A 20,293-nucleotide genomic window follows, 5' to 3' on the forward strand; every position below is an offset into this window, starting at 1 on the left:
GAGGCCCTTCGATTTTTTGCAGAATTAAAGGGTGAAAAAGTTTCTGATGAACAAGTTGCTCAAGCATTATCACAGCTATCAATTGAAGATTTGGCCCAAAGAAAAGTGAAGTCACTGTCAAAAGGACAATTACAGCGAGTTGGACTTGCTTCGATGATTTTGACTAAGAATGATTTCTTTATATTTGATGAGCCATTTTCTGGTCTAGACCCAATTGGTATCAAAGAAGCAAAAGAGCTCTTTATTTCACTTAAAAATAGTGGGGCAACAGTTATTGTGAACACACATATTCTCTCTGAGATGGAGAAGCTTTGCGATAAGGTTGTTCTTATTAATAAAGGTCAGATTTTATATTCTGGTGCCATTGAAGGTGAAGTTGCTGCCAAAGGGTTAGAGCAATTTTTTTATGATGCTGTGAAAGGAAACTAAAAATGAATTTTAGAAATATAAATTTGATTGCTACAAATACTTTTAGAAATGAACTTCGCAATAGAGGCTTCATTTTTATGGGTGTGATGACATTCTTAGTTATGACAGTTGGTTTCATTGTTATGGACTATGTTATGAAAGAGTTTGTTGATCCAGGGACATTCAAGCTTGCGGGCAATACGGCACTTTATGTTTCCTATCGCTTTATCATGTTTTGGACTTTTTTAATTGGCCTAAATTTTGGTATTAACTGTATCAGAAATGATCTTTCATACGGAACATTATCATTGATTCTGTCTTTTCCTGTTAGTCGATTGGAGTATTTCCTTGGACGTATAGGTGGGGCGTTTATTATGTCAGTGATTTATTTTTTAATGGCCTTTCTTTATTCAGTCATTGCTCTGACTATTATGAGTAAGGAAATCATCTTCCACATTAGCTTTCTTTATGCTTTTTTTATATCTGGACTAGGTTTGTTGATGTGGATTGTAATGGCCTCTTTTATTTCAATCTACTTCTCGAGACTGACATCGTTTTTTATTATTTGTTTTACTTATTTAATCGTTTCTTCGAGTGATCAATACTTTTCTTCTATTCCAATGGGTGAGTGGTTTGCAACATTTTCACCTTTCAAGGTAATAGGTGTTGTCATCTATGCTTTATTTCCACACCTTCAAAGTCTTTCTAATTTTGCTGGGGAAATACTTCAAGGTGAGGTGGTCGATTACGCTATGAATATGGCCCATGTTGGTCATGGTCTAATCACCGTAGGTTTGATTGTTTTTGTATACAATTTCTATTTTTCTAAAAAAGATATTAACTAGCGCTCGATAAGGTGCCACTGTCGTTCTTCGTCAGTAGGTGCCTTCTTCGTTGAAAAGTAAGTCCGTCCAATTTCAAGTCCATCAGATGTTTCAATAAGTATTCGCCATTGGCCTTCAGTGTAATTACTTTTATAGGCGTAGCCTCTAAATCCTTCATCTCTTCCACCCTTAACCGTTAATGGAATTTTATCACTTGTTGTCCAATCGCCATTTACTTGGGTTTGCCATTTAGTATAAACAGTTTCTTGAAATCCAGAAGGAGCAAAAATTCGTAGAAAGACATAGATCTTATCATTTTCAATATAGGTGAACGTTGTCTCGCCAAAAGTTAGAAAATTGAAAAGGCCATCTCTTTCTTTTAAAATATATGATTTTTCATCTTTATCTATATTATAAAAAATTCCAATTTCTTTAATGGCCAAAGGAACAGGTGGGATGATTTTTAATAAATAGAAGATATTAAAAATAACAATTAAAGATGCCCATGATTTGAAGAAATTCTTAGATAAGTTACTTTCATCTGAATATTTTTTCACGAGAGTACTTAGCCCAAAACCAATTCCTAAACAAATGAGAGAAGATAGTAAAAAAATAAAAAAACCTGTAGAGCCAATGATTACCGGAAAAAGATAATTCAAAAAGCTTAGCGTACATAAGGCCAGTAGAAAGGATTTAAAGAGAGGACCTCTTTCTTTGGCCATTTTTGTTTCATTGAGAAAGAGAAATGCAACGATCACTAACATAAAAATGAGAGAATTTGATAATGATGATGATTTAAAATAGAAAATACTGTATGCGCTGAGCAGTGATCCTAGAAAAAAGTGGAGGGCCTCATTGAGGTAAGGGCCAACTTTTTCCACTATGCGTATTTGTAGTTGTGTACCCAAGTAAATGACAATAAATGAGCTTAGAAATAAATAAATGAATTGAGATATCAGGTTGAGGCCATCATCTATTCTTCCCAGAGTAAATAAGTCAAATACAAAACCTAAGACGAAGAATAATTCATTCTGAAATCGACGTGCCAATAGCACTTTTTCATGATTTTTTAGGCGATCTAATCCATCTTTCATGTTTATAGTCTACTTTACTTTCCTGTAATTACTTCTATTTTTATTTTAAATGAGGAAAAAGGTTCTTAGGAGTTCATAACTATCTGAATTCTTGTATAATTATAAGTGATGAATACTTTTATTTTGCTGGAAAAAAATCAGCGCGTTATTGATATTTTGAAACCGGCCTTGGCCAAAGAATTTAACGTCAATGTTGAAGTTGGCAGTAGTGCAGATGATGTTTCTCTTCTTCTTAAAAAAGAGAATCAATTTTCTATTGTTCTCGCTAGAAATATTTTCGAAGATGTTAATGAGAAAATTGAATTTGCAAAACTGGCCTTCAATTGTCTCTATGATATTGAATCTGAAGTTCCACTAATAACTTTTGGTGATGTGGACTTCACTTATCAAAATTTAAAATCATTACCTGATAGATTTAAAGTTAACGATCTTTTTATGACAGTTAAGGAAGTGTTGAATCTATCGAGTAAGGATATGGAGAGTATTAAGACTCCTGATTTTGTACCAGTACCATTGAATAATTTCTATCTTATGACTAGTTGCTTTTGTGATGTTTATATTCGCATTCAAAAGGATGGAAAAGATCACTATGTAAAAAGAATTAAGAGCGGTGATGTCTTTGATAAAGATGTTATTAAGAAATATGAAGATATGAAGCTCGAATCTTTTTATGTTCAAAAAGAAGATCATGAAGAATTTCTTGATCAACTCTTAGATCAATCGGTTCAAAAAGTTGTTGAAACAACAGAACGTGATGCCCATATTGAAGTGATTGCAGATTCTTACGGTATAAGTCAAAATTTGATTGATGATCTTGGTTTTTCTAAGCAGGTTGTAACCATGTCAAACGCGGCCATTGGAAGTATGATGAAAAATATTTCTGATACTGGCTTTGGTGCGATGCTTAGAGATCTGCTAAAAAATAAAAACAGCTTTTCCTATAAAAGAAGTTATTTGATTTCACTTTTTTCTTATCAAGTGATTCCTCGTATGGATTGGGGACAAAGTGAAAAACAGATTAATCAGAACTTCGAAAAAATGGTATTTGTTAGCTTCTTTCACGATATTTTACTAAAAGAAGAAACTCATTTAAAAATTATGTCTCAAAGTGATTTAAAGGATGCCGATCTTCCAGGTTTTCAACAAACACTTATTAATGAGCATGCTAATAAAGTATCTACGATGGTACAGAGATTTCCAAAGGCCCCTCCCGGAGCAGATGTTATTATTCGTCAACACCATGGGACATTAAACGGCGTAGGTTTTTCGGAAGGACCATCAAATAATATTTCTCCAATGGCACTAGTTTTTGTTGTTATTGAAGATTTTGTGCATCAATTGTTAATGCAATTAGAGAGTGGGAAGATTAGTACAAGTGATCTTTTTGTAAGTCTAGAGGCCAAGTATAAGCTGGTGAATTATAAAAAAGTCGTTACAATTTTAAAAAGAATAGTAAAAGCAAGGTAGGCCTAATCGGCCCACCATGTTGATTCAAAACTTTTGTTTGCTATTTTTCTTTGCCCATAATAATTTGGGTGGAAACAATCAACCGCAATATCGTCGTCCGTAAACGTTTCTTCTTTCACGTTAGGTGCAAAGCGGATTCTATCTCCATAAACATCTCTAAGATCTGTAATTTTATTCGCTATAACTTCATGATAGCGTTCATAATAGTCGCGAACTTTATTAATTTGATCCTGATTTTTTGCTCTGGTAATTGCAGGACAAATAGGGAACTTTCTCCACAGATCAGCACATTTCTTTCTTGCGCCCCATCGACTATCAAATAGGATTTCAGGCAGAAGATTAACGTTTGGAAATGCAGAAACAAGAATTTTGGTCTTGTCTGAGTTTTCCAATATTTCATCTAATATTTTTGTCAAATGCTCTTCAAATTTTTCAGGCTCGGTAATGTTATCAGCACTACCTGTACATAAATCGTTCGCCCCAATCATTAAAGTCACATAATCTGGATAATCTTGCTTTAAATTGTCCTGACTCCATTTTTTTAATCTTGGAAGTTCTTTTTGCCAAACGAGTCCAATTTTCGCCCCTGTGATTCCTGAATTGTAATACTTAATTTTTTTACCAGAAAGTTCTTCCAGTCTTCTTCTGTGACTCATTACTTTCTTACTTGAACCTGTTGTCCAACTGTAAATAGGCCTATCAAAACTGCCGTTTTGATCACGCACAGTTCTTAAATATGAACGCCAAAAGAAATTGGCCATGACCCATGGAAATATAGATCTTTGTCTTCTAAGCCCAGCATTTGCGGCCCTTGTGATTGAATCACCTAGAGCACCCATTGATTTTGGATATGCTTCTTTGTGTACTTCTTCGGCACTAACAAGCAGAGGAAAAAGCATTAATGCAGTAATGATCTTTTTCATATACATTCCTTAGTTGGTAGATTGTATATGACTTGTCGATCATTTCTGCGAATCCTTTAATTTTGCAAATAATAGTGAAAGACTCAGATACTGTGTTTAGAATTGATAATAGATGGCACTAATTAGGTTAAATACCTTATCCGTTCTAACAGTTGGAGAGTTTTTTACAGGGGATCCTAATATTGTGTAGCCCATATTTGTGAAGATCTTCCAGTTGTCATTTAAAGAATATGTTGAAATGAAACCTAGGCGATAAGATAAGCTTGATCCTGGATTGTATTCAGCTCTTGTTGCTGTGACTTCACTTGGAAGTACTCCATAGTGGTAATCTGTATAGTTTTCGTCGTGATATATTACGGTAAAGGCGGGTCTAAAAAATATTGGTCCGGCCATAATTCTGTGGGCAATAGAAGCGGAGAAGATATCTCCATGACTTCTGCCTTGGACATCAGAAATATAATTAAAATCAAAAAATAAAACTGAAACACCACCACCTGCAAACCAAGAGTCAAGTCGTCTTTCCATACCTGGACCATAGTAGCGCTCACCAAAGCGAGTCAATGTTAAATAGGGGCGTACCCATGGAGTCGGGGACCATAAAGAAACAGTAACAGCTGGGCCAGTTATTCTTACAGGGCCGATTTGTAGAGTTGCAAATGGGATTGGTCGGATAATTGTAGGCTTGTCGCTATCATCTTTTTGATTATCGAAACGGATATTTGTTTTAAGTGCAACACCGGCCCCTAAAGTGAAGTTTAAAAATTGTTTCTCACCTTGTTGTTGAGCAACAGCTTGAATACTTAAAAGAAAAAAGGCAGTGATTAGTGCGTTTCTTAACTTCATCTAAAGATCATAACATTAATTTAGAAGATTTCAATGAGACAAATGCTCGAGTTCGATATGCCTATCGCACTCGCATTCCAATATATGACATTCATCTTTTAGGAGGTGAAATCTTTTAATAATTGCGAAGAAGATCGCACTAATTATATCAACACAAAGATAGATTGTTTTTAGTATGATTTGCATCAATCCTCCCTAAATGAAGATGCCACTTCATTATAGACAGGATTGATGGATTGAATAATCAAGTCTTGTTTAAGATTGTGTTAAATAAATCCTGACAAAACTAGTCGACAAGTTTTTCCGTGATAATCATTGAAACCACCATAATGGCGACAAAGAGAATCATCTGCACATTGCCTGTAAAGATATTGGCAATGGCCGGTCCTGGACAAAGACCGGCAAGACCCCAACCAATTCCAAAAAGAGCAGAGCCAATAACTAATCTTGACGTAATATCTTTAGCTGTTGGTAATGCAAAGTTTTGTTCACAAACAGGAGCTTTTCTCTTAAGAATAAATCTAAAAGTAACTACTGTGATGACGAGTGCTCCACCCATTACAAAGGCAAGAGACGGGTCCCAAGTTCTCGTGACATCTAAAAATCCTAATACTTTTTTAGGGTCCATCATTCCCGAAAGACCAAGACCCAATGAAAAAAGAATCCCACTAATTAAGGCCATAAAGTTTTTCATCTTAAGCTCCCATCACAAATACAGTTAACATTCCAAAGGCCATAAAAGTAATTGTGGCGACAATTGATCGCTTAGAAAAACGACTTAAACCACAGATACCATGACCGCTTGTGCAACCACTACCAAGAGTTGTTCCCACACCAACAAAGAGTGCGGCCGCAATGAGTTTAAAAGTATCAAACTCATAAACTTTTGCTGTTAGTTCTGGTTTTAAGAAAGATATTAATAATCCACCTAAAACCATGCCTCCGATAAAAAAAGATCGCCAAGATCGATCTTGCTTTTTACCAGTCAAAAGACCGCGGACAATTCCACTAATTCCTGCGATTTTTCCAAGAAATAAGAGAAAGAGTGTTGTTGCTAATCCAATTACAATTCCTCCACTAAGGGAGAGTAGGGGCGTAAATTCTGAACTTATAGTCATATATCCTCACTTATGAACAGAAAATTTTATACATACTTTTCATGAGACTTTTTATTTGTGGAGACGACAATTCATAATAGACATATTTTCCATCACGCGTTTTCGTCAAAATATTTTCTTTTTCTAAGGCCTTTAAATATTGGGACATTTGTGATTGAGAACAATCGCATAAGCTTTCAAGTTCTCCAACCGTTTTAGCTTCTTCTGCTAAGAAACAAACAATTCTTAGTCTTAGGGGGTGGGAGAGAAGCTTTAGTAAATTTGCAACTTCTTCAGATTTTTCAACAATGTTTTCAATATTTAGTCCTTTCATATAAACATATTATAATATTTTAATATGAAAAGCTATAAAAAAAGAGCGGCGAAGCGCTCTTTTAGTGTTACTAATGTAAGTGTTGGATTTGATTAGATATTTTTGAGATAACGAGATCTAAACTCTTGTATAAATCATCAGAACTTGCTTTGGCGATAAAGTCATTTTTCTTATCATGGATTTTTAGTTCAGCAATTTGATCACTATTTTCTACCCAACAAACCCAATTCACTTCAGCATTTGATGTTAAATACTTTTTCAGTTTTTCAGATTTCTGTCTAATCTTCTCGTCAAGAGCAGGAGTGTGTTCAATATTTCTAAAAGAGATTGTGCATTTCATTTCATATCCTCCATGTGATTTGCACAGTCAGTTTACACTACAAAATAATAAGATCACTAGGTAATTTCATCTTAATAATTGATATATATCAGTTCCCTCTTTCTTTAATAAAAGTCACGGCCTATTATATAAGCAGTTTCATTAACTTAAGGAGATTATATGACTAGAAAAGTCTGCATTATTGATTCTGCACGCACGCCGTTTTGTCGTTCGGGATCAAATTATATGAAAGTTTCAAATTTACAACTTGTTTCTCACGCAGTGAAAGAGTTAGTAAAAAAGTTGAATTTAACTGACAAAGAAGTCGGAGAGCTTGCCATTGGTGCAGTTTCAAAACACGCTGCTGACTTTGGTCTTGCAAGAGAATGTGTGGTAGAAAGTGGTCTTTCTCTAAAAACTCCAGCTTATGATATTCAAAAAGCATGTGGAACTTCACTAGAAGCTGCAATCAATATTGGTAATAAAATTGCGCTTGGACAAATTGATTGTGGAATTGCCGGTGGAGTTGATACAAATAGTGATATCCCAGTAGAATTCTCTCAAAAATTTTCTGATCGTATGGCCCGTATGAATTATGCAAGATCTACAGGGGATAAGCTTAAGGCGCTAAAAGGTTTTTCATTCAAAGAACTTCTTCCAAAATTTCCTGCAGTAAAAGAACCAAGAACAGGACTTTCTATGGGTGAGTCTTGTGAAATTATGGCCAAGACTTGGAATGTTACGCGTGAAGAACAAGATGAGTTGGCGGCAATTTCTCACAAGAATGCCGCAGCTGCTTATGAAGCTGGTTTCTATGACAATATGGTTTATGAATATAAAGGCGTAAAAGTTGATAATATTTTAAGAAAAGAAACGACAGTTGAAAAATTAGCGAAATTAAAACCGGCCTTCGATAAAACGTCTGGACAAGGGACATTAACAGCAGGGAATTCAACGCCACTTACAGATGGTGCAAGTTGTGTCTTCCTTTGCTCAGAAGAATATGCCAAAGAGCACAACCTTACAGTTCTTGCTTATTTAACTTTTGCCCAGTCTGCTGCAGTTGATTATATCAACGACGAGGGTCTTCTTATGGCACCGGCCTATGCCGTTCCAAAACTTTTGAAACAAGCGGGAATTACTCTTCAAGATTTTGATTACTATGAAATTCATGAGGCCTTTGCTGCTCAAGTTCTTTGTACACTTAAAGCATGGGAGTCAGAGGAATTTTGCAAATCTAAACTTGGCCTAGATAAAGCGCTAGGATCAATCGATCGTAATAAAATGAATGTAAAGGGTGGCTCTCTTGCTCTTGGACACCCTTTTGCTGCGACGGGTTCAAGGATTCTTGGAGGAATTGCAAAACTTTTAAATGAAAAAGGTAGTGGTCGTGCACTTATTTCGATCTGTACTGCAGGTGGTATGGGCGTGACGGCAATTGTTGAAAAGTAGTGTAGAAAATTCTAAAATGAGATGTGACAACAATTAATAGTGAACACATCTCATACAAGGCCCATGAAATTTTACGTGAAGTTTTTGGTTTACAAAAATTTCGCTCGGGCCAAGAACAAATAGTCTCTCACGCCATTGGTGGGGGAGACTCTCTTGTTTTAATGCCTACGGGGGGAGGGAAATCCCTTTGTTTCCAAATCCCTTCAGTTGCAAGAAGCGGTGTCGGCGTTGTCATTTCTCCATTAATTTCTCTTATGCAAGACCAAGTTGAGGCCTTAAATGAAATGGGGCTTGAAGCACGATTTTTAAACTCTACACTTTCATTCAAAGAAGTTTTAGAAGTTGAAAGAGAATTTGTTAGCGGTAATATTGATTTTCTCTATATTTCCCCTGAACGTTTACAAAATGAACGAACACTTGAGTTATTAAGAAGAGGGAAGATATCTCTTTTTGCCGTAGATGAGGCCCATTGTGTGTCTAAGTGGGGCCATGATTTTCGTCCTGATTATTTGAAGCTTTCAATATTAAAAAAAGAATTTCCAAATGTTCCGCTCATGGCACTGACGGCAACAGCAGATAAAAATACACAAAAAGAAATTGTAAAGTCCCTTGGTCTTCACAAGGCCTCTATTTTCTCATCATCTTTTGATCGTCCCAATATTCAAATCCTGTTAGAAAAACGAAGTGATTGGAAAAATCAACTCCTCGATTTTCTAGATGGTTTTGATGGTGATGAAACGGGTATAATTTATTGTTTATCGCGAAAAAAAGTTGAAGAAGTTGCGGACTTTCTCAATGATCAGGGCCTTAGTGCTTATCCTTATCATGCTGGGCTGTCTCAAAATTTAAGATCTCGCTATCAAGAAAAGTTCACCAATGATGAAGGTGTCATTATGGTTGCGACTATTGCCTTTGGAATGGGGATTAACAGACCAGATGTTCGTTTTGTTTGTCATTTGGATATGCCAAAAAGTGTTGAATCTTATTACCAAGAAATTGGACGTGCGGGTCGTGATGGTCTACCTGCAATGGCCTATCTCACTTATTCCACTGCAGATGCTGTTACTTTGCGAATGATGGTACGTAAGAATCGCATGCCAAAGGAAATTGAAAAAATAAATAATGAGCAAATTGATTCTATGCTTGGACTTTGTCAGACAACTTTTTGTCGCAGGCAAGTTATCTTGGGCCACTTTGATGAACTGGCCCCAGAATTTTGTGGTAATTGTGATATTTGTGCTGGCTCACTTGATGGTGAAGAAATTTTTAATGGCACTGAATATGTCGTGATATTACTTACTGAAATTTATGATCAAAAATCTGGAATTTCTGCGGATGCGCTGCTCAGTTTCCTGGCCAATAAATATCAAATTCATCCCGACGAAAAAAGAAATTATAGTGGCTGGAGTTATGTTCTTCGCTTAACTAGGGCCTCTGGACTTGTTAGGGCCGATTATGAAAATGGACATAAATTGAAAATAACTCAGATGTCTTTGCCATATATTAAGGGAGAAGAACAATTTCGTTTTATTCATGATCCCTTTAGTGAGGCGGCAGGAACCACAAGTAAAAAGGCGGATAAATTTGTTCGTCAAACAAAATCAAAGACCAAGAAAATTAAGCGTAAACGTGCTCAAGTTGGTGAACGTGCCTTATTTGATGAATTAAAAGATCTGCGTGCAAAAATTGCAAAGAAAAGACGAATGGCCGCTTACAAAGTTTTTCATGATGCTACTTTGATTGAAATGGTTGAGAGAAGGCCACAAACAGATCGTGAGTTTCTAGAACTCAATGGCGTAGGGCCAGTCAAACTCAAGAAATATGGTGCCATGTTCATGGATATTATCCAGTCACATTAAGTTTACATTCTGTTTCAAAACTTTTTATAATTTATAAAACATTATCACGGAGGATTCCCATGAAGTATTTCATAGCATCATGCTTTTTCTTATTATCGTTTGCTCTTAAGGCAGCTCCTTGCAATGGTCAAAGTGGAGAGTATTTTATTAATGCTAATGGTGAACGTGGTGGCTTTGTTGCTGATACGGCGATGGTTGAGTCAACTGTTTATCTTGGTGAGAATGTACAAATTTGTGATAATGCAATGGTATTAGATAAGGCCCAGATTACTGGCAATGCCATCATCAGTGGAAGTGCTAGAGTCTATGATCGTGCAAAAGTTTTTGGTGAAGCTCGCGTTTATGACAATGCTGAGGTTTATGATACAGCGATGGTTTGGGATAATGCTGAGGCCTATGGAAATGCTAGAATTTTTGGTTTTGCTGGCCTAAAAGGAAATGTAAAAGTTTACGGTGTGGCCAAAATGTTTGATGCGACTTATTCAAGCGGCCGCTATTTCTAATAAAAAAGGCCCAGACTTTGGGCCTCATTCTTTTTCTTGTTCTTTTTTTTCTTCTGGTTTTTTGTACCATGGACAGTCTGGACATCCCGTTTGACAACAATCTTCTTCTTTCATTTTAATCCTTAAGCCTTTTCATTGCGCTCTCAATCCATGAGTTTATTATTTCAATTTCTTTTTCAGAAAGCTTAGCGCTTGGATGGAGATATTGATAACTCTTTGGTGGCATTCTAAATTCATTGATACTTTTTTTTATATAGGTCAGGTCACTCTGTGGGGTGCCATGGCCAACAAATGGGAAATCGTTAGTAAAATCGATATGTGAAAGCGCATCAGAGATGTCTTTATCGATCATATCTTTAATGTAGGGTAGATTGTAGTACCAAGGGTAATTCGTTTTTTGGGAGTGGCAATCAAAACAACTTCTCGCAAAGATAGGTTTGATTTGGCCTTTATACTCTTCACCTAGATTAATTATTAGAGAATTATCGTTCTTCTCTTTTTGTTTTTTAGTTTCGAGCTCATCGTGTTTTTCACTACCATGGGAAAATATATTTCCAGAATAGATGGCCATGAGAATAATTAATGCTTTTTTCATGATTAAAACATACCCCCATGGGGTATGTTTTGAAAAGAGAATTTTTACTTAGTTAGAATATTCTTTAAGTTTTTCAGTCAGCCAAGGTCCAAGCTCTTTTTTACCTTCAGCGGTTATTATGTAGTAGGGCTCGCCTGTTGTTGATGATTTAGAGGCAATCTTTTCAATAAATTCTGATGCCTTTATTTCTTTTTTCGGCCCAAAAAATAAAAACATACTTGTGGCCTTTTGGAGCTTGAATGCCAAATGGCCCTTGGCTTCACTGGCCTTATGTGTTGACCCGTTTCTTTCAAAAGTGGCCCCTGATTTTTCAATGCTATTGAGAAGGTATTCAATTTTTTTCGTCTCAATATCTTCAGAGGCAAATGTTGTTGGCATACATAGACCGACTAAAATAGTCGCAAATAGGGAAATAAAGTTGAATTTACTTAATAAAGTGAACATTTTCATTTCTAGAGTATAATACATTTTGTGACAGTCGCTAAAAAAATCATTCCATTACTTTTCTGCCTTTTATCGGCCTCATGCTCGCTACTAAATAGTGCTAGTGTCAATTTAAAGTATACAGTTTCAGAAGCTGAAATTGATGGAGTGAAGTACCAAAATAGAGAGCGATTAAGTGATGGCTCCATTTCAATTCGCAATATCCAGCACCCTAGACGCTATGGTCGCTGGAATATGAATTTGCGTTTAACGCCTTCTATTCATTACGATAAAACAACATTTGTAACAAATGAACTTTGTCCAAACGAAAGTGGGGTCATGGTAGATTGCGCGGATATTAAACTTCGGCGTTTATCTATTCTTGGAAATTTAAAGCTAACCACTCATACTCCAATTGGTGCCTTTGTACTCACAGGGGGATTTGGTGGGGCCTTAAAAAATATGACGACACTGGGGGGAATGGATTCAACGACTACTACAGAGATTAGAAAAATTGACTTCGCCTGGGTAGCGTTTATATCAAAGAGGTTTTATATCTTAATGGGGCCTCGGTACTACAAAGAACAATTCGAACAATATACCTTTGCTATTCGTTTAGGTTATATGTGGGGTCGAATTTAAGAGTTCTTCGACATATTTTGGCACAGTTTGTGATGCAGGGCCGACTATATGTTGGTGAAAGCTATCGCTAACTTGAGTGTCATTGAGATTAAATTCTAACGTATGCGCCCCATTTTCTCGGGCCAAATCAACGAGCATGGCCGCAGGATAAACGACACCTGAAGTTCCGATGGCAATGAAAAGATCGCATTGGGCCGTATGATGATAAATTTCATCCATTGAAAATGGAGTTTCTCCAAACCAAACAATATGTGGTCTGAGGTTTCCTTCTTTTAAGCAACAAGGGCATGCTCTGTGCGCAGAGATATTTTCTTTTATTTCGAAGACTTTTTTAGACTCTATGCAACGCATTTTTGTAAGCTCACCATGCATATGAAGAACCTGAGGGGAACCTGCGCGCTCATGAAGATTGTCAACATTCTGAGTAATAAGAAAAATTTCAGAGTTTGGCAGCTCTCTTTGAAGTCTCGCTACGGCCAAATGTGCTTCGTTCGGTGCCACTTCAGAGCTTAGGAGTTGTTTTCTTCTCATGTTGTAAAAACGGTGGACAAGTTCAGGGTCTCTTTCAAAGCCCTGAGGTGAGGCGACTTCTAAAATATTATGATCTTCCCAAAGTCCATTTTGGTCTCTGAAGGTCTTAATTCCTGATTCGGCAGATATTCCAGCTCCAGTCAAGATCACAATTTTTTTATTTTTATTATCGCTCATAAAACCATCATATCAGTATATTTATTCTTCGGAAAAAAAAATTTGACCTTTTGTTTTTTGTCCTTAAACTCGTAGCTCTAATTGGCAAAGATCGTAAGGGATTATGAATAAAAATAAGGCCATAGGAATTCAAAAATCACAAGTAATCAGCGCGGCAAGTGAAGAGATGATTCAACTTGATCTGCTAAGTTTTATTTCTGATAAAATTGTTCCAACAGACATTACCGAAAGAAAAAGACGCACTCGTTTTGTTACGGGTCGTGAAAAGCAAGCAAAGGCCTTAGGTAAAGGTCATCGCTACTACGGTCACGTCGATAAAAATAAAACTTTTGACACATTTTGCTTGGGGGAATCCAATAAGGCAGCGCTTGAAGCAACTAAGCGCTTTCTAGGACAAGAAAAATGTGACTTTGGTGTGATTTATCTCATGGCAATGAGTGGCCTGGGTAAATCACACCTTCTTCATGCCGCGGCCAATGAGCTGATGGAGATGGGGAAGTCTTTTTATATAACTTCACCTTCAATGCTTCAGGATTTAAAAGATCCATTTAATGAATTGAAAATGTATGATTTTCTTCTTATCGACGATATGGAAGAAATCGCACAGTTGGCCTATTTGCAACAAGAGTTTTGTCGACTTTTTGATTACGCAAAGATGGGTCGCATTAAAATTATTGTCACTGGTGCCGTACTACCTAGAAACTTGTCGTTTTGTGATGACCGTTTTAAAGGAAAGTTATCTGGTGCGCTAATACATAAAATATGCAAAATGAATTCTGATCTGGCCTTCTCAATTGTTGAAGCAAAATGCCAGAGTATGAACTTAAATTTAGCTCAAACAGCAAAAGATTTAGTTGCCCATAGTTTCGATTTCAATGTTTACGGACTTGAAAGTGCTCTTTATAAATTAAAAAGCTATAGCGATATCTATAAAAAAGAAATCGATCTTGAGATTGCACTTCACGAACTAAAGAGTCTAGGCCGTGTTCTTGATAGAGACGATAATTGCCAGAAAATTATTGGACGTGTTGCAAGCTATTTCCATGTCGACAAGGACGATATTCTCTCTCCAGTGAGAAGAAAAGAAGTGGTTTATGCTCGCCATATGGCCATGTTCATCCTTAAAGAGAAAAATGGTCTGAATATAATGAGGATTGCGGATTTATTTGGTCGTGATCATAGTTCTATCATATATGGTATTTCTCGTATGAAGCTCGAGATCGAAAAAGATCCCGAGCTATCAAAGATTGTCCATAATCTTATCTGATTAAATTCTACTTCTTTCTGATTGAAAGTTTAGAGGTTGTTTAACATCAACAATCCCACCACCTTTTGGTACAGGGAAGTCGATCATATTAAGAACTTGGGCCATACAATTTACACCCTTATTCGAGAATTTTGCCCCTTTAGAAATGATATCGATATTTGATACTTTTCCATTTCCATTGATTCTAAATTTTAAATCTACAACACCTTTGATTAAATCTTGTTTAGCATCAAGTTCATTTTGGTAGCAGTAATGAAACTGTGGCAAGTATTCACGTAGTATTTTTCTTAAAAGTTCTGGGTCAATAGAGCCTAGAACAATCGTTTTTGGAGCTTGGTAGGCGGTATTGATCCCTTTCTTTGAGGCCATTCCTCTTAGACCTTCAGATGAAGAGTCACTTCCAACTGAGTTACTTCCTAAACTGGCTGTTCCGTTTGAAAGATTTGTTTTGAAGTTGTTATTTGAATTAGCACTTGCTGAGCTTGGTAGCGTTGCGGCCAAGCTTCTGGCGCTAGAATCACTTGATTCTTGTGATTCATTAAATTTCATATCAACTTTTTTGTTAAGAAACTTTGTAAGTCCTTTTGTAACTTTGAATTCAAACTTTTTCTCAACAGGTTTTGCTTGTGCTTTTGGTGCTGCCTGGGCCACTTTTTGAGGTTCACTCTTAGCTTTTTTAGTCTCTTGTTTTTGAACCTGTTGTTTAGCTGCGGCCATCTTTGGCTGTTTCTCAGAAATATCTTGTTTCTGAACACCTTGATCTTGATCCACCTTTGAAACTTCTTGCGAGGCCTTATCCGTGACTTCTGGCCCTTTTAATACAGTTTGCTTGAAGATAACGATTCTTTTTTCTTCTGGTTTTGGAGGTTCTGGTAATCTTACAAAAAGTAATAATAACATTACTGAAAGCATGGCCCCAAAAACTGTTCCCGATTGCTTATAGAAGTTTTTGTCAGCATCAAATAATGGCCCCATTTTCAGTGTTGGTGGGTGAGATGAAATGCGAGTGAAAATTTGCACAGTTCCTTTTGTGTAAATTTGAAATTCATCTAATCTTGTGCTGTGAAATCCTGCTAAATCACTAAAGTGAAGATTCTTACCGTTAATTGTGGCCAATTGAACTTTCTCATCATGAGAAAAAAGAGGGCAGTTCACACTATTTCCAGAACTTTCTTTCCCTGAAAGATAAATTTCCTTATTTTTAATACTCACATAGTCCATTGCAAGTACTACACCCATTGAAGTAATCGTTACTTCTAAAGACTCCCCTGATTTTCCAATTACGATGTCGTGGGAATTCTTGTGGTTTGACTCATCATAGTCAATAAATTCCTTTTCGTATTGATACTCAGAAAGAGTGTGAACGTTTGATGGTGTAAAGTGATCTTGATCGAAAACAATGTCACAGTACTCGCCATCAATGACTTCGAGCCCTTCTTTTGGTGGAACTGGAGGAAGATCCGTCATGGAATCTTTAATGAATTTTGTAATTTTGTCATCAAGCACGACAAAAGGTGTTTGTTCAAGATAAACTTCCTCCAACAGAAACTTTTTATCAGCAATTTCTAAAACATCTCCTGGAAGTACAAAACCTTGGGTGACTCTTTCACCATTTAAATAAAGTCCATTTTTACTACCAAGGTCTTGCACGTTTAGCCCATCTTCTTCCACGTGAAAAAGAGCGTGATAGTGTGAAGTGAATGTATCTTCAATGATAAAGTCACAACCATGACCACTACCAACGATGGCCTTATCTCTGTCCATGAGAAAGTTGAGATATTCAGAACCATCAATATATTGAACGAGACGTAGGAATTTCTTTTCTTCTGATTTATTCATCATAACTTATCCTTTTTTTCTATTTCGCTGCGATCGTCTTCAAATGTTCTTCAACCATCTTTTGAAGGCTTCTGCTCATTTGGCGAATTCCAGAAATAAAAGGAACGTCCTGATCCTTTAATACTATTTTTGCTTCATCAAATCTTTTTGCTCCAATTAAGGCCAATGAATAGTAAAGAGCGATATCTTCACGCTTTCTATTCACTGATGGGATTTGTTCGAAATATTGAATCCCTTTAATATATTGACCTTCAAGGGCAAATGTAATTCCAATAGAACTCAGTAGATCAATGTCGTTTGGTGCTACTTTTAGTAGAGGGATTAAGTAAGACTTCGCTTCTGATAGCAAATTGTACTGAAGATAGAGTAATCCTAAATTGTACTGAGTACTATAAAGGGTTGGAGATAGTTTAAGGACTTCTTTGTACAAAATTTCAGCTTCAGTAAAATGTTCAATCTTATGAAAAATTAGCGCCTTGTTATGAAGAAGTTTAATCTTCAAGGATTCATTATTTTTAACTGTGAGTAGACCTCTGTCGACAGAGAGTAAGGCCTCATCATAGTTTTTTGCTAAGATATGACAAACTGTACGAATATTCCAAACTTGATCATCTTTAGAAAGTTTTGTGTAATTGTCATTGATAATACCAAGACCAACTTTACTTTCTTTTTGGTGACATTTAAGTAATGCTCTTGTAATTAAATCGCGATCTGATTCAAGCATAACTTCTATTTTTTCATCTGATAACTTCCAAAGACCATCTTTATGGAACACAGACTCTTTGTTTGTACTTGTATAAATTCTTAGTGGAGAATTTGCACAAGAAGTAAAAATAAGAAATAGAAGGGTTTGTAGTACTTTCATTATTTTTCTCCTTTTGCTAACTCTTCCCAAGGCATGTCGATTGCACCAGCTAGGTGGTGAGAGTAAATAGGGAATTTAGAAAATTCGATTTCATTTTGAAGCTTCGAATTAGCAAAGTTGTGGAAATCAAGAGGTTTACGTTCATCCAAAGTTTTTTCGATATTAAAAGAGACTTTTTGACTCTTTTGACCAAGTTTCTTTTGGATCTTTGCAATTTCACTAACAACCATTTTGATTTCTTCTTCTTTAAGATTTGGAAAGTTTAGTGCTGTTAGTTTTGCATTTTCGTTGGCAAATTTCTTCTGAAAGTTAATATTGAACTCTAGGGCCATTGAAGGTGATAGAGTCTTCATATAAGCAGTATTTTCATTAAAGAACTTATCCAATGATGCAAGTGAGGTTTCAAGCCAGTTATTGAATATATCTTCTTTAAACTCACGATTATTCCATGCTTGGATTGTGAATGCTTGTACATTTTGTTTACTTAGTTCAAATTCATTCATCTTCTTTTGAAAAACTGTGATTTTTTCTCTTTGAATACTATTTGTTAAAGGCATTACTTTTGACAAAAGAGGGTTGTCGTAGTTATCAATCGCAAATGTCACTAGATCATTGATAAATGGAGCTAGTTCTACTAGATGATTTAACTTATTTTTTTGATAAAAAGTGATAAAAGCATCTTTATCAAATAGGTAGAGATTTCTAGCAATAAATACAATTGATTCAGATCTCATTTTTGCTGAAACACCACATTTTTCACCCATATCAACTAATTTAGCTGTTAGATGTGTTTTCTTATTAAAATAGAGCGCTGTCGTTGTTTGGAAGTAAGCATCATCAAGGCCTTTACCTATTTTGCAGAATTTTCTCATATACCAAAGACCAAGTTTTTGGGCCTTGATATATTCTTCTCTGTCATAAAAGGCCTTAACTAATGAAATATAGTTATTTTCACGCTCTTTGATCTCTTTCATTGTTAAAAGTGGCATTGAATTAGAGTTCCATGCCCATGTTGAGTTCGTGTCATTGAGTTTGATTTTCATGATGGCCAGGTTGTGTGCAGAAATCCCGCGAAGAACTTTTGGAAGAGTTTCATCTTTGTAGATTTTTGCATAACCTTCTTCAGCGTCTTTAAATAGACCATTCTTTTGATTTGTATCGTATTGCTTAAACAACAACTCCCCAAGTGCCATTGTAACTTTGTTTCTGTACTCCATTTGAAGTGAGAATTGACCAGCATTAATTTTATTAACATGTAAAGTTAGATCATTAATTTGATTTCTCTTAAATAGATTATCTAAAAGATTTTTATACAACTCTTTTTGAGTCCCAAGGTCTTTGTTAATATTCTTGTTGTATGTTACAAGAGTATCAAATGCCTTAGCTGTTTCATTGTTATCAAGAAAAATACGGAATAGATCTTTGTAAATGATCGGAGCTTCTTCTGATTTTGGAAAATCTACAATATAGCTTGAATATACAAAGATAAGATTGTTTTCTTTTACCTTCTTTGTAAATTGACCTTCTGAAATTGTCGCTAGAATCGAATTATATAGTTTTTTCTTAAAATCATCGATTCCCATTTCTTTTTTAGAGAATTCAAGTGATGAAAGGTAATTCTTAAGTGCTTTGTCGAACATCGCAAGACCGAAGAATGTTTCACCTTCTAAGAATTCGTATTTGTAATTAAGAGTTGGGTTGATCAGAGCTAGTTCATCAAAGATATTTACAATACTTGTTAGGTTAGCTTCGCTGTACTTTTCAATACCGTCTTTTGATACAGTTGCTTGTAAGAAACCAACTCTTTGAGTTAATAGATCAATAATATTCTTCTTTTGATCCTCATTTAGTTTTTCTCTTTTTGCAACCAGGTCATGTCCTAGTCCTTCGAATTTGTCGAAAATCTTTGCTTCAAGATAAAAGTTGAAAAGATCAACTTCTACAATAATTTGTTCTTTATCAAGTTTTTGTTCCAAAAAGTGCTTAATTGCAAAATTATAAGTAAAAAGAGCATCGTCAACACCATTATGAGTGTTTGCTCTTCTTGCTAATTTTGTAAAATAGTCTGGTTCTTTAGGCGCCGCTTTGGCGTAGAATTCAGCACCTTCAGCAACTCTTTTTCCCTTCACAAAAAACGAAGCTGCACTATCAAGTATTTGACCGGTAACATCAACGAATCTTTTATCATTTGACAGTTCATATGACTTCACAAGAGCAGTAATTGCCTCATCAAATCTTTTCTCTAAGAGTAAGCACCATGCATAGTTATAGAAGTTTTTAGATGTCCATTCATCGGCCATATTGTTGATAACATATGTGTAATGGAAGATCGCTTTCTTATATTTCTTTCCGTTATAGTAATGTTCTGCAAGTGCTACGTGAATTTTGTATAAAAGGTCACCTTTTTCTTTTGATAAAGAAAGAGCTTTTTCAAGATAGAATGCACTTTTCTTTTCCTGACCAAGATCACGTGCATTCATTCCTATTGTATAATAGATATTAGGGATACCAACAAAGTAAGGATTTTTACTAATTAAGTACTTTGCTTCTTTTTCAATTTTTGCCGCTCTTAGTTTTGTTTTAGCATAGTAGTCTTTTGATCTTTTTCCCGTTTTTAAAACTCTCGCATTTTCATCTTCTCTGATGATAGCAAGCTTTTCCGACTCAATTTCAAGGAGACGGTAACGAAGTCCTGTATCAAGACGACCAAGCGACTTTATCGTTTTTTCTTCTTTTAGTAGGAGATTCCAAATTCTCTTAGTTTTTTCATCCAGTGAAAAGCTACTAACACAAAAAATCAATAGTAGTGTAGTTGTTATGCTTTTCATAAA

General features: G+C 35.7%; 21 protein-coding genes. 8 read left to right on the forward strand and 13 right to left on the reverse strand.

The window, feature by feature from the left end; translation table 11 throughout:
• Both M899_RS16285 and M899_RS16290 read left to right on the forward strand, forming a co-directional pair.
• Window positions 1-429 (forward strand): ATP-binding cassette domain-containing protein (locus M899_RS16285; RefSeq protein ID WP_021272609.1); only part of this gene is annotated, 429 nt, incomplete at its 5' end.
• A 2-nt stretch (window positions 430-431) separates the two neighbouring features.
• Window positions 432-1,253, forward strand: coding sequence for an ABC transporter permease (locus tag M899_RS16290; protein ID WP_021272639.1), 822 nt, complete (start codon window positions 432-434; stop codon window positions 1,251-1,253).
• On the opposite strand, the gene M899_RS16295 is transcribed toward M899_RS16290, so the two are convergent.
• The gene (locus M899_RS16295; RefSeq protein WP_034730075.1) at window positions 1,250-2,326 is read right to left on the reverse strand and encodes a DUF2914 domain-containing protein; all 1,077 of its coding nucleotides are present in this window, start codon (window positions 2,324-2,326) and stop codon (window positions 1,250-1,252) included. The genes M899_RS16290 and M899_RS16295 overlap by 4 nt on opposite strands.
• A 108-nt stretch (window positions 2,327-2,434) precedes the next feature.
• Here M899_RS16295 and M899_RS16300 point away from each other — a divergent pair, with 108 nt between their 5' ends.
• A complete protein-coding gene (locus tag M899_RS16300; protein ID WP_021272626.1) occupies window positions 2,435-3,793 on the forward strand; it encodes a hypothetical protein in 1,359 nt (452 codons plus the stop codon).
• Between the two features lie 2 nt (window positions 3,794-3,795).
• Here the strand turns inward: M899_RS16300 and M899_RS16305 are convergent, their stop codons facing one another.
• The 6 genes from M899_RS16305 to hpf all read right to left on the reverse strand — a co-directional run bounded on the left by M899_RS16305 (window position 3,796) and on the right by hpf (window position 7,330).
• Window positions 3,796-4,716 (reverse strand): SGNH/GDSL hydrolase family protein, encoded by a 921-nt coding sequence (locus M899_RS16305; protein ID WP_021272643.1) that lies wholly within the window; start codon window positions 4,714-4,716, stop codon window positions 3,796-3,798.
• A gap of 96 nt (window positions 4,717-4,812) precedes the next feature.
• Window positions 4,813-5,559 (reverse strand): MipA/OmpV family protein, encoded by a 747-nt coding sequence (locus M899_RS16310; protein WP_021272593.1) that lies wholly within the window; start codon window positions 5,557-5,559, stop codon window positions 4,813-4,815.
• A gap of 286 nt (window positions 5,560-5,845) precedes the next feature.
• Window positions 5,846-6,253 (reverse strand): YeeE/YedE family protein, encoded by a 408-nt coding sequence (locus M899_RS16315; RefSeq protein ID WP_021272619.1) that lies wholly within the window; start codon window positions 6,251-6,253, stop codon window positions 5,846-5,848.
• A 1-nt stretch (window position 6,254) separates the two neighbouring features.
• Window positions 6,255-6,677 carry a YeeE/YedE family protein gene (locus M899_RS16320; RefSeq protein ID WP_021272622.1) on the reverse strand — a complete coding sequence of 141 codons (423 nt, stop codon included), beginning with the start codon at window positions 6,675-6,677 and terminating at the stop codon, window positions 6,255-6,257.
• Between the two features lie 10 nt (window positions 6,678-6,687).
• A complete protein-coding gene (locus M899_RS16325; RefSeq protein ID WP_021272611.1) occupies window positions 6,688-6,990 on the reverse strand; it encodes an ArsR/SmtB family transcription factor in 303 nt (100 codons plus the stop codon).
• Window positions 6,991-7,060: 70 nt separating this feature from the next.
• On the reverse strand, window positions 7,061-7,330 hold the full coding sequence (hpf, locus tag M899_RS16330) for a ribosome hibernation-promoting factor, HPF/YfiA family (RefSeq protein ID WP_021272627.1): 270 nt from the start codon (window positions 7,328-7,330) through the stop codon (window positions 7,061-7,063).
• A 159-nt stretch (window positions 7,331-7,489) separates the two neighbouring features.
• Between hpf and M899_RS16335 the strand changes: the two genes are divergently transcribed.
• From M899_RS16335 to M899_RS18110, 3 genes are read left to right on the forward strand one after another with little or no spacing between them, the layout of a single operon-like run.
• Window positions 7,490-8,761 carry an acetyl-CoA C-acetyltransferase gene (locus tag M899_RS16335; protein WP_021272624.1) on the forward strand — a complete coding sequence of 424 codons (1,272 nt, stop codon included), beginning with the start codon at window positions 7,490-7,492 and terminating at the stop codon, window positions 8,759-8,761.
• Between the two features lie 23 nt (window positions 8,762-8,784).
• Window positions 8,785-10,620 carry a RecQ family ATP-dependent DNA helicase gene (locus M899_RS16340; RefSeq protein WP_021272604.1) on the forward strand — a complete coding sequence of 612 codons (1,836 nt, stop codon included), beginning with the start codon at window positions 8,785-8,787 and terminating at the stop codon, window positions 10,618-10,620.
• Window positions 10,621-10,679: 59 nt separating this feature from the next.
• The gene (locus M899_RS18110) at window positions 10,680-11,123 is read left to right on the forward strand and encodes a transferase hexapeptide repeat protein (protein WP_021272597.1); all 444 of its coding nucleotides are present in this window, start codon (window positions 10,680-10,682) and stop codon (window positions 11,121-11,123) included.
• A 115-nt stretch (window positions 11,124-11,238) separates the two neighbouring features.
• On the opposite strand, the gene M899_RS16350 is transcribed toward M899_RS18110, so the two are convergent.
• Window positions 11,239-11,718 carry a heme-binding domain-containing protein gene (locus tag M899_RS16350; RefSeq protein WP_021272613.1) on the reverse strand — a complete coding sequence of 160 codons (480 nt, stop codon included), beginning with the start codon at window positions 11,716-11,718 and terminating at the stop codon, window positions 11,239-11,241.
• Window positions 11,719-11,766: 48 nt separating this feature from the next.
• Window positions 11,767-12,168: a DUF5329 family protein gene (locus tag M899_RS16355; RefSeq protein ID WP_155897250.1), complete on the reverse strand. Its 402-nt coding sequence runs from the start codon at window positions 12,166-12,168 to the stop codon at window positions 11,767-11,769.
• 21 nt (window positions 12,169-12,189) lie between these two features.
• Between M899_RS16355 and M899_RS16360 the strand changes: the two genes are divergently transcribed.
• Complete coding sequence (locus M899_RS16360; protein ID WP_021272601.1) at window positions 12,190-12,783, forward strand: hypothetical protein; 594 nt, start codon at window positions 12,190-12,192, stop codon at window positions 12,781-12,783.
• On the opposite strand, the gene cobB is transcribed toward M899_RS16360, so the two are convergent.
• Window positions 12,757-13,491, reverse strand: a complete 735-nt coding sequence (cobB, locus tag M899_RS16365) for a Sir2 family NAD+-dependent deacetylase (protein WP_021272594.1) — start codon at window positions 13,489-13,491, stop codon at window positions 12,757-12,759. The two genes, M899_RS16360 and cobB, sit on opposite strands and share 27 nt — an antisense overlap.
• A 103-nt stretch (window positions 13,492-13,594) precedes the next feature.
• Between cobB and M899_RS16370 the strand changes: the two genes are divergently transcribed.
• Entirely contained in the window at window positions 13,595-14,758 is a 1,164-nt protein-coding gene (locus tag M899_RS16370) for a DnaA ATPase domain-containing protein (RefSeq protein ID WP_021272623.1), read from the forward strand.
• Here the strand turns inward: M899_RS16370 and M899_RS16375 are convergent, their stop codons facing one another.
• Genes M899_RS16375 through M899_RS16385 form a run of 3 tightly spaced genes read right to left on the reverse strand, consistent with a single transcriptional unit; the run spans window position 14,759 to window position 20,290 of the window.
• The gene (locus tag M899_RS16375) at window positions 14,759-16,600 is read right to left on the reverse strand and encodes an AgmX/PglI C-terminal domain-containing protein (RefSeq protein ID WP_021272590.1); all 1,842 of its coding nucleotides are present in this window, start codon (window positions 16,598-16,600) and stop codon (window positions 14,759-14,761) included.
• 16 nt (window positions 16,601-16,616) lie between these two features.
• A complete protein-coding gene (locus M899_RS16380) occupies window positions 16,617-17,462 on the reverse strand; it encodes a tetratricopeptide repeat protein (protein WP_021272615.1) in 846 nt (281 codons plus the stop codon).
• Entirely contained in the window at window positions 17,462-20,290 is a 2,829-nt protein-coding gene (locus tag M899_RS16385) for a tetratricopeptide repeat protein (RefSeq protein ID WP_021272598.1), read from the reverse strand. The genes M899_RS16380 and M899_RS16385 overlap by 1 nt, the downstream gene beginning before the upstream one ends.
• Window positions 20,291-20,293 lie beyond the last annotated feature (3 nt).

This window comes from Bacteriovorax sp. BSW11_IV, from assembly GCF_000447755.1.
In the GTDB taxonomy this organism is placed as follows: domain Bacteria; phylum Bdellovibrionota; class Bacteriovoracia; order Bacteriovoracales; family Bacteriovoracaceae; genus BSW11-IV.

Coding starts and splice junctions, on each gene's coding strand:
- M899_RS16290 (WP_021272639.1), top strand. CDS start 432: ATGAATTTTAGAAATATAAATTTGATTGCTACAAATACTTTTAGAAAT.
- M899_RS16310 (WP_021272593.1), bottom strand. CDS start 5,559: ATGAAGTTAAGAAACGCACTAATCACTGCCTTTTTTCTTTTAAGTATT.
- M899_RS16380 (WP_021272615.1), bottom strand. CDS start 17,462: ATGAAAGTACTACAAACCCTTCTATTTCTTATTTTTACTTCTTGTGCA.
- M899_RS16300 (WP_021272626.1), top strand. CDS start 2,435: ATGAATACTTTTATTTTGCTGGAAAAAAATCAGCGCGTTATTGATATT.
- M899_RS16315 (WP_021272619.1), bottom strand. CDS start 6,253: ATGAAAAACTTTATGGCCTTAATTAGTGGGATTCTTTTTTCATTGGGT.
- M899_RS16375 (WP_021272590.1), bottom strand. CDS start 16,600: ATGATGAATAAATCAGAAGAAAAGAAATTCCTACGTCTCGTTCAATAT.
- M899_RS18110 (WP_021272597.1), top strand. CDS start 10,680: ATGAAGTATTTCATAGCATCATGCTTTTTCTTATTATCGTTTGCTCTT.
- cobB (WP_021272594.1), bottom strand. CDS start 13,491: ATGAGCGATAATAAAAATAAAAAAATTGTGATCTTGACTGGAGCTGGA.
- M899_RS16305 (WP_021272643.1), bottom strand. CDS start 4,716: ATGAAAAAGATCATTACTGCATTAATGCTTTTTCCTCTGCTTGTTAGT.
- M899_RS16325 (WP_021272611.1), bottom strand. CDS start 6,990: ATGAAAGGACTAAATATTGAAAACATTGTTGAAAAATCTGAAGAAGTT.
- M899_RS16355 (WP_155897250.1), bottom strand. CDS start 12,168: ATGAAAATGTTCACTTTATTAAGTAAATTCAACTTTATTTCCCTATTT.
- M899_RS16350 (WP_021272613.1), bottom strand. CDS start 11,718: ATGAAAAAAGCATTAATTATTCTCATGGCCATCTATTCTGGAAATATA.
- M899_RS16370 (WP_021272623.1), top strand. CDS start 13,595: ATGAATAAAAATAAGGCCATAGGAATTCAAAAATCACAAGTAATCAGC.
- hpf (WP_021272627.1), bottom strand. CDS start 7,330: ATGAAATGCACAATCTCTTTTAGAAATATTGAACACACTCCTGCTCTT.
- M899_RS16385 (WP_021272598.1), bottom strand. CDS start 20,290: ATGAAAAGCATAACAACTACACTACTATTGATTTTTTGTGTTAGTAGC.
- M899_RS16295 (WP_034730075.1), bottom strand. CDS start 2,326: ATGAAAGATGGATTAGATCGCCTAAAAAATCATGAAAAAGTGCTATTG.
- M899_RS16335 (WP_021272624.1), top strand. CDS start 7,490: ATGACTAGAAAAGTCTGCATTATTGATTCTGCACGCACGCCGTTTTGT.
- M899_RS16320 (WP_021272622.1), bottom strand. CDS start 6,677: ATGACTATAAGTTCAGAATTTACGCCCCTACTCTCCCTTAGTGGAGGA.